The following is a 12545-nucleotide window of genomic DNA, read 5'->3' as shown; positions in this document are numbered from 1 at the left end:
CAAACGGAGCCCGTGTTGCTCCTACCGACGGGCCCTAACCCCACCACTCCTCCAATATGCAGTATCTCTGCCCTTGCACGTATCTACGTAAATACGGGCGCCTCTTCGCTACCTTGCTTGCCTCCACTGCCGCATTTCAGGCGGTAGAAGCGCAGCGCCAGATGGAAAATCTGGGCCGTGGCGTCGTCGCCATTCGCAATACCGACAACAGCGTTTTCGTCAGTTGGCGTTTGCTCGGCTACGAGCCGCAAGACCTGCCGTTCAACCTCTACCGCTCGGCCAACGATGGCATGGCCGTGAAGCTGAACGCCGAGCCGCTCGCCGCCGGCACCAACTTTACCGATACCACGGCCGACCTCAGCGTCCCGAACGCCTATTTTGTGCGGCCTGTGATCAACGGCACGGAGCTTCAGGCCAGTGCCGCCTACACGCTGCCCGCCAATGCATCCGACCGGCCCTACTTCAGCGTGCCGCTCGAGCCCACGCCTTGGGCTACCTACGTCCACACTGCTTGGGTGGGCGATCTCAACGGCGACGGCGAGTACGATTACATCGTCAACCGCCTGCCTTCCGTGACGGGGAGGCCCTGCCTGCTCGACGCCTATCTGAGCGACGGCACCTTCCTCTGGCGCGTCGACTTCGGCCCCAATTCCGTCGACCCCGACAACATCGAGCCGCCCGCCTCCACCATCAGTGCGGGCCACAACGACGGCGTTACGGTTTACGACCTCGATGGCGACGGTCTCTCCGAGGTGGTGATCATCACGGCCAATGGCGTCACCTATGGCGACGACAGCGAGTTCACCTACGGCGATAACATGACCCAGTTCGTCTCGGTGCTCGACGGGATGACCGGCGGCCCCCGTGCCACCGCCCCGGTGCCGACCGACTATATCGCCGACGGCACCGTGGCCGGCCACTTCGGCATTGCCTACCTCGATGGCGAAAAGCCCAGCTTTGTCTTCAAGGCCAAGAACCGTATCGGCAGCGGCGCCTTCAATGTTATGGTGACGACCTGGGACTTCGACGGCACCGACTTGACCCAGCGTTGGAAGTTCGCGCCCGGCAGCGAAGTCGACTACCCCAACTTCCACCAGATCCGCATTGCCGATGTCGATGGCGACGGCCGCGACGAAGTCTGTGATGGCGGTTACGTGCTCGATGACGACGGCACCGTGCTCTACAACCTCAAGGATCAGGGCGTCGTGCACGGCGACCGCTTCCACATCGGCGATCTCGACCCCGACCGCCCCGGCCTGGAAGGCTTTGGCATCCAGCAAAACAACGGCAGCGGGTTGCTCTACTACGTCTACGATGCCGCCACCGGCGAGATGATCCACCAGCACTTTGGCGGGATCGAAGACACCGGGCGCGGCACGGCCGCCGACATCAGCGCAGCGCACCGCGGCTACGAATACTGGTCGTTCCACGGCATCCACGAAATCGAGGACGGCAGCGTCATCTCGCCCAACCCGCGCCGCCCGTGGCCCAACTTCCGCATCTGGTGGGATGGCGACGTGATGAGCGAAAACCTCAACCGCGAGATCGTCGAAAAGTGGGACCCGACTACCGGCGGCACGATCAACCTGCTCTCGGCCGGTAATGATGGTGCGGTCGATTCCTGGCGCGACGCGGCCCAGTTTTACGGCGACATCATGGGCGACTGGCGCGAAGAAGTACTCTTCGAAAATTCCGACCGCACGGAGTTGATGATCTACACCACGCCGATCCCGACCGACGTGCGCCTCTACACGCTGCCCCACAACCCCACCTACCGGGCCGGCTTTACCGTCAAGGGCTACCTCCAGTCGCACATGATCGACTATTACCTGGGCGACGGCATGACCTTGCCGCCCGCCCCGGACATCGTGCCCGTGCTCAGCTCCACCGCGACCGCCCCCTCCATCACCGGCTTTAGCGACGACGCCGGGCACTCCGCTGGCGACCACTTGACCAACGACAACATGCCCACGCTCTCCGGCATCGCGCCCCCAGGCTCGACCGTCATCGTCTCTCGCGTGGGCGGCAGCGACGACGGCACGGCGGTGGCCGACGCCAGCGGCGCTTGGACGTTCCCTTACGAAACGGCCTTGGCCGATGGCAGCCACTACCTTCTGGCCCGCCTCGATAACGGCCAGGACGACTACTCGCTGCCCTTTGTGATCGAGATCGAAACCGTCGTGCCCGACGCGCCGGTGATCGAAGTCGTGGCGGCCTCCGAAGGCGGCTTTACCGTGATCGGCACCGCCGAACCGCTCTCCCGTGTGGAAGTTGAAGTCAGCGGCCTTGGCCTGATCGGCACGGCCAGCGTCGATGCCAATGGCAACTGGATGCTGCCCTACAGCGGCGATCCGTTGACCGCCGGCAGTCACACCGTCTCGGCGGTGGCCGAAGACCCGGCGGGCAACCTGAGCAGTGCGGCCCAAAAGACGCTCGATGCGGATGTGGCGGTGCCCAGCGTGGGCGGCGTCGTCACCGATACGGGCGTGGATGATGCCGACGGGATTACGACCGATGGCGCGCTGGTCTTCAGCGGCACGGCCTCCGCCGGTGCCACCGTTTCGATCCTGCAGCTCGGTGGCGGCGTCATCGGCACCGCCACGGCCAACGGCAGCGGCGAATGGGAATTCGACTACTCCGGCACGACGCTTGAGCCCGGCAGCTACACCTTTGTCGCCATCAGCTCCGACGGCCTCGGCTCGGTGCTGTTCCCGGTGACGGTCGACCAGATGGCCCCGACGGTCGCCTCCGTAGAGCTGATCTCGCCCGAGTCCAGCACTTCGAGCGCCACCGCCGCAACCTTCCGCGTCACCTTCTCGGAAGCCGTAGCGGGCGTCGATGCGGCCGACTTCGCTCTTGCGTTGGGCAGCTCCCTCACCGGCACGATCAGCACGGTCGAGCCGGCGGAAGGCAACGCCTTCGACGTAACGGTCGAACCGCTCGACGGCGCCGGCACGTTGCAACTCACCGTCAACGCCGCTGGCACGGGCATTACCGACGTGGCGGGCAACGCCCTCAACGGTGGCTTTGCCGAGGGCGACGTCTTCACCCGCGTGCTGCTCGGCAGCGGCACCTGGACGCACTCCCTCACGGGCGGCAACTGGAGCGACAACGCCAACTGGGAAGGCGGCATCGTCGCCGACGGCCTGGACCAGACCGCCAATTTTGCCACGGTGGATGTTGAAGAAACGCTCGAAGTAGTCCTCGACCAGCCGCGCCGCATCACGCACCTCAACTTTGGTGATGCCGATGCAAGCAGCGCGGGCAACTGGCTGATCAGCAACGGCAGCGGTGCGGGCAGCGAGCTGACGCTGGCTGGCGACCTCCAAGGCCCCTCCATCACGGTCGACGGCCTGGCTGCCGAAAGCACTGCCACGATTGCAGTGCCCCTGGCAGGCACGGCTGGTTTTGCCAAGCGCGGCGCGGGCACGCTCGTCCTCGCCAGCGAAGGCTCCCTGTCGGGCTCGATCAACGTCGACGCCGGCCAGCTGATCGTAGATACGGCAGCCAGCTACCGCCCCGGCAGCATCGCGGTCAACGGCGGGGGTAACACCTTCCGTATCGCAGGTGGCGAAATCGTCTCCGATGGCGATGCCGACATCAACGGCGCCGGTGCGCTCATCATCGACGGTGGCACCGCCAGCTTTGGCCGCATCTACGGCAGCAACAACTCCGGCAACGTCGCCATCCTCAACGACGGCCTGCTCATCGCGAGCACGGTCGAGTTCCGCCGCAGCACCGCCGGCAGCGTGTCTTATAACGACGGCCTGATCATCCGGGGCGGCGAGGCCCAACTGGGCGATATCCACCTGGGCACGGCCAACTCCAACGCGGCCATGTCCGTCGAAGGCGGCACGGTTTCGGTCACGGGCCCGATCATGTTGGGCAACCAGAGCACGGGCGGTCGCGGTGGCCACCTGCGCGTGACTGGCGGCAGCTTCTATGCTACCAACCTCGTGGACGGCCTCGTCATTGTGCGCGGCAACAACAACGGGTCCGTCGCACAGTTCCTCGGCGGCACCAGTGTGGTCGACCGCATCAAGCTCGGCTTCGACGAGACGATCACGCTCGGCACCGCCACGCTCACCCTCAACGGCGGCACGCTCTACGTGGGTGCAGGCGGCATCGAGCGACGGGGGACGGGCGACTTTGTCTCCAACGTCTCCCTCGTGAGCGGCACCCTGGGCGCCAAGTCGGACTGGTCGACGCAAGTGCCCCTGGCACTCAGCGGCGAGGGCGACGTGACGGTCCACACCGCCAACATCAACGGTGACGCTCGCGACATCACGCTGGCGGGCGACATCTCCGGCTCGGGCGGCATCGTCAAGACTGGGGCAGGGCACCTCGTGCTCAGCGGCAACAGCAGCTTTGCCGGCGCCCTCGCGGTGCAGGAAGGCGAGCTGGTCGCCAACGGCACGATCGGAGGAGACGCGGCCCTCACAGTTGCCGGCGGTCGCCTCAGCGGCGGCGGCATTGTCGACCGTGCGGTGGCGCTGCAAAACGGCGGCACCCTGGCCCCCGGCGCGGCGACGCCCGGCACCGGCCTCACGGTCTCGTCCCTCGATTGGCAGGCCGGCGGCATGCTGGAGTTTGTCCTCGGCGGCTCGACGAGCACGCTCAGCGTCACCGGCGCGCTCGGCAAGTCGGGCGAAGGCTCGCACGTCATCCGGATCAGCGCAGGCAGCGGAGTCGAAGCCGGCCAGGTGTATACGCTGGCAGCCTTCGGTTCGACGGACCTGACGGCGGCAGACATCACGGTCGAATCGCTCACCCCGGGCCTCGGCGGCGAAGTCAGCATCAGCGGCGGCACCCTCAGCGTCACGCTGGTGGCGATGGCGACCAGCTATGCCCAATACGCTGCCAGCATCTTCCCGGTGGGAGCCGAAAACACAGGCGCGACCGATGATTACAACGGCGACGGCATCAGCAACTTCCTCGCCTTTGCCTTCGGCATCGACCCCATCACCGGTGAAGGCCACGGCAACCTGCCGCAGGCATCCGGCCTCGGGGCCTATGAAGATGGCGCGGCGGTGACGCTCACCTACACCCGCCCGCAAAACGTGGCGGTGGAATACCACTACGAAATCTCGACCGACCTCACCACCTGGACCGCTTTGGACGCCGATGCGGCCCCGGGCTATGAGATCATCTCGGTGGAAGACAACGAAGACCTGACCGAAACGGTGCAGGCCCACATTCGCCATCCCGACGCGTCGAAGTTCTTCGTCCGCGTCGTCGCCGAAGACCCTACGCTTTAGTACGGTAATAGGTAGCAATAACAGACCAGCGGGATTTCCCGCAAATAGGGTGGGAGGGCTCCTGTAGCGGGAGCCCTCTCTTCCGTTAGGGCATGAGTAATGCCTTCATTGCCATTTTCATTATGCAGAAATTTCGTCTCTTTCGATTTTGCCCCTTGGGGCTTTTTACTGCCCTGATCGTTTGTCTTGTCGGCACCTTACGGGCTCACGCCCCCTTTGAGGCCTCGACCGAGGGCCTCGTGACGGACGACCACGTGGAGCTGCGGGTAACGCTGGGGCTAGACGCCATGAACGCCCTGCTCGCACACGCCGGTTATCCGCCGGAGAAAGTCGCCGAAACCACCCGTGCGCTCCAGCCCGGCCTGACGGTCGAGCAGGATGTCTCGCTCGCCCCGCACCTGTTTGTGGTGCAAAGCGGCGCGGAAACCGTGGCGGCCGAGCGGGTCGTGACCGAGGCCAAGGGCCTGGAGGTCGATATTGTGCTCATCTACCCACGCCCGGCAGCCTCGCGACTGGGCCTGCACCTCACGCTCTATGAGGCGGTGCCGGAGTTGACGAAGAGCGTCATTACGCTGTTCGGCTCCGATGGTCGCTCGCTGGGCATGGCGGTGCTCCGCCACGACGACGCCACCATTTCGCTGCCTTTGCTACCGGTCGCAAGGCCAGAGGCGGCTCCGGTGGCAGGCTCGGCAGAGGGCGAGGTCGCCGCAGTCGAATCCCTGCCTTCGCCGGGGATTTCTCTGGGCGAATTTTTTCGGCTGGGCGTCGAGCACATCCTGATCGGGCTCGACCACCTCCTGTTCCTCGCCGCGCTCCTGCTGGGCGTGCGCAGCCTCAAATCCATGCTCGTGGTGATCTCGTGCTTCACGCTGGCGCACACGCTCACGCTGGCCCTCGCGGCGCTCGACCTCTTCACGCTGCCCGACTGGTTTGTCGAGCCCTTCATTGCCGCCTCGATCATCTTCGTCTGCCTCGACAGCCTGCTGCGTCGTGATCATGAGGCCGATCGCTGGTGGCTCGCCGGGCTTTTTGGGCTGGTGCACGGCTTCGGTTTTGCCGCCATTCTGCGCGAAATGGGGCTCGGGCCGGATCTGAAGGAGTTGGTTTCGTCTCTGCTGGCCTTCAACCTCGGGGTAGAGGCCGGGCAAGTTATGCTGGCGGCCCTCGTATTACCGCTGCTGCTGTGGGCGCGCCGCCACGTCGTCTGGAGCCGCTACGGCGCGCCTGCGCTGACTTGTGCGATCATTGCCATCAGCGTCTATTGGGTGGTGGAGCGGTTAGGGGGTGCTGCCCCCGGGCACGGTTGACGGTCAGAGGCGCAGAGTTTTTGAGTCCGGAACTGCCTTGTTTTAGGGATACCTCGTGCTGCATCTACTGTGTTAGGGTTAGACGCGTCCTTTTTCGGGACAGGTGTCAGAATAATCCCCTCACACGTCGCCGCCCCTGCCTCGTGGGCAGCGAAACACCCTCTTATTCCCCATGCTCAAAACTCCCCGAAACCGGTGCAGGCTCGGCCTGCGCCAGCTGTTGACCCTCTTTGCGATGTCGCTTGCGACCAGCTTATGGGCCGAGGTGCCCGAGCGGCTCAACCTCAACTTCAACCCGGGCTGGCGGATGGGGGTGGGCGAATTTCCCGGCGCCGAGCAACCCGGCTTCGACGATTCTGCCTTCGAGCCGGTGACGCTGCCGCGCGCCTGGAACGAAGACGACGCCTTTCACCTCTCCATTCACGACCACCGGACCGGGATTGCCTGGTACCGCAAGCGCTTCAAGCTGCCGGAGCGCAGCGAACCGGGCAAGGTCTACATCGAGTTCGAGGGCGCGCGCCAACTGGCGGAAGTGTGGGTCAACGGCGAGCGAGTCGGCTCCCACGAAAACGGCGTCATGGCCTTCGGCTTCGACCTCACCGGCTACGTTAAGCCCTGGCCGGAGGAAAACGTCATCGCCGTGCGCACCGACAACGCCTGGGACTACCGGGAGCGCGTATCCGGGCAAGGCTTCCAGTGGGCCGACCAGAATTTCAACGCCAACTACGGTGGGCTCGTCAAAAATGTGCGCCTCCACCTGACGGGTATCCTGCACCAGACCTTGCCGCTCTACTCCAACCTCGGCCACACCGGCGTCTATATCTACCCGACGGAAATCGACGTCTCAGGCCAGAGCGCAGTGATCAACGTGGAGTCGGAAGTCGTGTTCGAACCGCGCCACAACCAGCCCTTCGAGTTCGAGGTGGAGGTGCGCAACCCCGAAGGCAAGCTGGTGGCCGCCTTCTCCGGGGGCGAATTCGTGGCCCCGCAGCGCGGCCGGATCGTCGCAACCGCTTCGGCCCGGGTGGAGAATCTGGAGTTCTGGAGCTGGGGCTACGGCTACCTCTACGAAGTCACGACGCTGCTGAAGGTCGACGGCGAAGTCGTCGATCGCGTCCGTACCACCACCGGCTTCCGCCAGACCGCCTTCGAAGACGGCGTCGTCAAACTCAACGGACGCGTAATCCATGTGAAGGGCTACGCTCAGCGCACTTCCAACGAGTGGCCTGCGATCGGCCTCTCCGTGCCGCCGTGGCTCAGCGATTACTCCAACGCGCTGATGGTCGAAAGCGGCGCCAACATGGTCCGCTGGATGCACGTCACCCCCTGGAAGCAGGACGTGGAATCGTGCGACCGCGTGGGCCTGATGCAGATGCTGCCGGCGGGCGATTCCGAGCGCGACGCGACCGGCCGTAAGTGGGTCCAGCGTCTGGAGCTGATGCGCGACGCGATTATTTACAACCGCAACAACCCCAGCGTGATCGTCTACGAGGCGGGCAACAACGAGATCAGCGAGCCCCATATGGCCGAGATGAAGGCCCTGCGCGACCGCTTCGACCCTCACGGCGGCCGCGCCATCGGCAGTCGCGACATGCTGGGCTCGCAGGAGGCCGAATATGGCGGCGAGATGCTCTATATCAACAAAAGCGCCGGCATCCCATATTGGCAGACGGAATACTCGCGCGACGAAGGCCTGCGCAAATACTGGGACGAGTTTTCGCCTCCCTACCACCCGGACGGCGACGGACCGCTCTATCGCGGCCATCCCGCCCGCGCCTACAACCGCAACCAGGATTCGCACGCCATCGAAAACGTCGAGCGCTGGTACGATTACTGGCTTGAGCGTCCGGGCACAGGGCGGCGCGTCAATGGCGGTGGCCTCAATATCATTTTTTCGGACACCAATACCCACTACCGTGGCGCCGAGAACTACCGCCGCAGCGGCGAAGTCGACCCGATGCGCATCCCCAAAGACGGCTTCTTTGCCCATCAGGTGATGTGGGACGGCTGGGTCGATCCCGCGCAACCGGCCGCCCACATCATCGGACATTGGAATTACAAGGCAGGTGTCGTCAAAGACATCCACGTCGTTTCCAATACCGACGCGGTGGAGCTGCGCATCAATGATCGCTCGCTGGGGCAGGGCCAGCGCCAGCACCACTTCCTCTTCACCTTCGAAGACGTCGCCTGGGAGCCGGGTGTGATCGAAGCCGTGGGGCTAGACGCCCGTGGCAAGCCCGTCTGCACTGCGCGCCATGAAACGGCGGGTGAGCCGGTGGCGCTGAAGCTGGAGATCATGCAATCCCCCACCGGCTTGAAGGCCAACGGTGCGGACGTCTTCCTCGCGCAAGTCGAAGTGGTGGACGCCCAAGGTCGGCGCTGCCCGACTGCGCTCAATAAGGTCGACTTCTCCCTCGAAGGGCCGGCGGAATGGCGGGGCGGCATTGCCCAAGGGCCCGATAATTACATCCTCGCCACGTCCCTGCCGGTCGAAGGCGGCGTCAACCGCGTGCTCGTCCGCACGCTGCCCGAGAGTGGTCGTATTACGCTGCGCGCCCAGTCCAAAGGGCTTCAGCCGGCTACGGCTTCCGTCCAATCTCAACCCGTGAGCGTCGCCGATGGCTGGTCGCACCAACACCCCGGCGAAGCGCTGGCCGCGCGTCTGGGCAAAGGCCCCACGCCGCAGGCCTCAACGGTTACACCCACCCGTTACGATGTGCCGGTGCGCACCGCCAGAGCTTCGGGTAACGATCCTCGCCTCGCCTTCGACGACAACGAAGCGACGGCCTGGGTGGGGCAGGGCTCGATCACTTTTGAGCTGGAGCGGACCGCTCGCTTGAGCGAAATCACGATGAAGACGGGCGGTTTTCGCGCCCGTAGCTACCCGATCCGCGTCTTGCTCGGCGGGCAGGAAGTCTTCTCCGGCGTCACCCCGCGCAGCCTGGGCTACATCACGCTGCCCCTGAAGGCAGCAGCAGAGGGCCGCACGGTAGAGATCCAAGTGCTGGCTGGCAGCGAAGCGCGCGACGCTTTTGGTGAGATCACGGAATTGATCGACCAGGGCAACGCCACGACCGGCGAAGAAAACGTCGGCCAAGGCGAGCTGTCGCTGATCGAGATCGAGTTCTACGAGTCAGTGGTCGGGGCAGGCAAAGAGCCGTCCATCCTTTGACGGAAAGTAGATTTAACGGCAGCTTGCTCAATCGGGGAACAGGCGGGGAAGGGGATTGGCACTCGACTTTCCTGAAGACACCACCATGCTGCGGGGCTTTTCGATCAAGTTCTGTCAACCTCGTCATGCCTCAACCGCCAAGTTTCGTGAGCCTCCAATGTTTGCTCGATTGGAGAGCAAACAGCAGTTTCACGCAGCTTTATTCGCTACACTTTTCGGCGATGCCGCTTCAGGACTGGATCGGCCAATGCTGCTCTGCAGAGAGCTGAACGCTTGCGAATCTCATTTGTCTACCATGGCTGCTCCGAAAATTTCCATCTGCCTGCCTAATCTGAATCACCGCCGCTTCCTGCCGGCCAGAATCGACTCCATTTACGCCCAGACATTTCAAGACTGGGAACTCATTGTGGTCGACAGCCATTCCGATGACGGTTCCTGGGAATACATGCAAGAGCGTTTTGCTGGAGACCGGCGGGTAAAAATGTTCCAAACCCCACGCGACGGTCTGTATCGTAATTGGAATCGCTGTGTCGAGCATTCCAGTGGTGAATACGTTTACTTCGCCACGAGTGACGACACTTTTTATCCTCAATGTCTGGAGCGGGCTTGTACAGCGTTGGAGCAGCACCCCAAAATCGACTTGTGCGACTTCAATATCCACATGCTCGATGAGCAAGGAAAGGTCTTGGAGAATAAGTGGGATAATATGTTCAACGTAAAGGTCTTCGACGGATGGATGCACCGTGACCATACTCGCTCGGGCGCCGCCGATCTTTTGATGATGCCTTGCATAGGGACGATTATTGTATCGATGACGGGTGTGCTCATCCGTAGAAGTCTTTTTGAAAAGACAGGCCTCTTCCCCACCGAATACGGGCCGATTGGAGACTATGCTTGGCAGATGATGGCTTTCACGCACACCGATGTAGTGCATCTCGCCGATTATCTGGCCACTTGGCGGACTTACGAAGGCCAGCTGACGCAGCATGATACGCTGTCGAATCTAAAGCGGACCGCCAAAGTCTGTTCTGATTACGCAAGCCGATTTGACCCGGCCTTCCGGGATTCCTGTCGTCAGCTGCAGGTCAATATTTTACGCCACGAATGTCGTAATTTTCCTCGCTTCAAGCGCAAGGTATTGAAGTCACCGCAATTGGCGTTGTGGTTCTGGCTTGAGAAACGCCAAGGACGTAATCCATGGTTTACCAAAGCTTGGATGGACCAGCGTTTTAAGAGGGATGATTTCCGACCTCTTAGCTCAAGCAAGGTTTGATGCGATTGGATGATCCAATTGGTTGATACGACTTGGGGCTTTGAGCAGTTTCGGAGACTATCGTCCGGTAGTTTAGTCCAACCAAAAAAGCGCGAGGACTTTTAGCCCCCGCGCTTGCCAGATAGAAACAACGTCGCACCCGAAAGTTAACGCGAGATGAAGCCCCAGGCGCCGTCGCTGCCGATGAAGCCCTCCTCGATGTAGATCCACTGCCCGAGATCGTAAGACCAGATCCAAGGGGTCGAAGCCACTTGCACCCATCCCATCCATTCGCCCGTGTCGGCATTATTGTTGGCATCTACACTAAAGCCCGACCAAGTGGTGCCGGTGCCGGGGGTCTCCGGAGAAGTGTCGCCCGGGATGTAGGCCCAAGTGCCATTGTCGGCAATGTTGCCCTCTTCGATGTAGAGCCACTTCTTGAACTTGTAAGACCAGATCCAAGGCGCCTGCTCGACATAGAGCCACTTCATCCATTCGCCCGTGTCGACGTTGTTGTCGTCGTCGATGTCAAAGCCTCCCCACGTCTCGTCTCCGCCACCGCCTTCACCCAGCACGATTACAGATGACCAGTCAGTGCCAAAGCGGATCTCGTCGACCTTGGAGCCCGTGTAGTCGATAAAGACTTCCCCATCATCAATGTAGTTGCTGAACCAAACCGTCACTCGGTCTGCTTCGAAGTCCGAAAGCAAGGAAAAGGTTCCAACAGGTTCGGAGGGAGCGGTGTTTGCAGAAATATCGGGATTGACCCAGAAGGAGCCCGTATCGGTGGTGAAGTCGAGCCTCATCACAAGAAGGGTGGTAACGCCATGTTCTACTGGAACCGAGGAGTTAACCGTCTTCGGGGAAGCGCGTTCTCCCCCCACCGACCATACACTGCCCCTCCACGCTGTCCCTAAGTAGAGCGAGTTGGTCGCACCATTGCCTAGCACCACCTGGATAAATCCACCGTCAGCAGGAGAGCCTGCTACGATGTTGGGCTGGATGAGTACACTCATCCAGAGCTCGCCCGGGGAAGTGGGGAAGTATACTTCGTCTATTTCGCGGGCGATATCTCCAACCTTCTGAGAGGGAGTCGTGCCATCGGAAAGTTCGAGTGCTCCACCGGTCGTCGCGAGATTACCATAAGAAAGGCCTTCTGCGCTGATGGTTTGGTTATGGACGACACTCCAGACGTCAAACCAGCCAAAACTGGTCTCTCCTGATGCTCCATCAAATGAGCCGGCCGGGATATCGAAGCCTTCGTAGGCCACAGCCTCCGCGGAGGCTGTAGTAGCGAATGCGCAGCCAAACCCTGCAAGGGTGGCAAAATTGGATAGGGTGGTCTTGAGGTAGGTGAGTTTCATAAGGAAAAATGGTTGTACTTTGTGTTATCCTTGAAGTAGATTGGTAATCTAGCACCCTGCTGAAAAAGCGCTTTGACCAGACGTTGAGGCAGTAACAAGTAACGTGCGATGCAGCTGCCGCAGCATCGCCGGCCCGATTTTCGGGCAATTTGTTGTGATTTGGGTAGCGCGGGGCGAGGGCGGCGGCGTTAG

Annotated in this window: 5 protein-coding genes; 4 read left to right on the top strand and 1 reads right to left on the bottom strand. The window is 62.2% G+C overall.

Features of this window, described 5'->3' with window-relative positions; genetic code table 11:
- The first annotated feature begins 113 nt into the window (after positions 1-113).
- From Q7P63_15540 to Q7P63_15525, 4 genes are all read left to right on the top strand, one after another.
- Positions 114-5258, top strand: coding sequence for an Ig-like domain-containing protein (locus Q7P63_15540; protein ID MDP0501506.1), 5145 nt, complete (start codon positions 114-116; stop codon positions 5256-5258).
- 122 nt (positions 5259-5380) lie between these two features.
- Positions 5381-6565, top strand: coding sequence for a HupE/UreJ family protein (locus Q7P63_15535; GenBank protein MDP0501505.1), 1185 nt, complete (start codon positions 5381-5383; stop codon positions 6563-6565).
- 172 nt (positions 6566-6737) lie between these two features.
- Positions 6738-9737 carry a DUF4982 domain-containing protein gene (locus Q7P63_15530; protein MDP0501504.1) on the top strand — a complete coding sequence of 1000 codons (3000 nt, stop codon included), beginning with the start codon at positions 6738-6740 and terminating at the stop codon, positions 9735-9737.
- A 55-nt stretch (positions 9738-9792) separates the two neighbouring features.
- Positions 9793-11010, top strand: a complete 1218-nt coding sequence (locus tag Q7P63_15525; GenBank protein MDP0501503.1) for a glycosyltransferase — start codon at positions 9793-9795, stop codon at positions 11008-11010.
- 146 nt (positions 11011-11156) lie between these two features.
- Here the strand turns inward: Q7P63_15525 and Q7P63_15520 are convergent, their stop codons facing one another.
- Positions 11157-11795: a hypothetical protein gene (locus Q7P63_15520; GenBank protein MDP0501502.1), complete on the bottom strand. Its 639-nt coding sequence runs from the start codon at positions 11793-11795 to the stop codon at positions 11157-11159.
- Positions 11796-12545: the final 750 nt, after the last annotated feature.

Source organism: Verrucomicrobiota bacterium JB022 (genome assembly GCA_030673845.1).
GTDB lineage: Bacteria > Verrucomicrobiota > Verrucomicrobiia > Opitutales > Oceanipulchritudinaceae > WOUP01.
The sequence above is the reverse complement of the archived record's forward strand: the minus strand, read 5'-3'. Positions and strand labels throughout refer to the sequence as shown.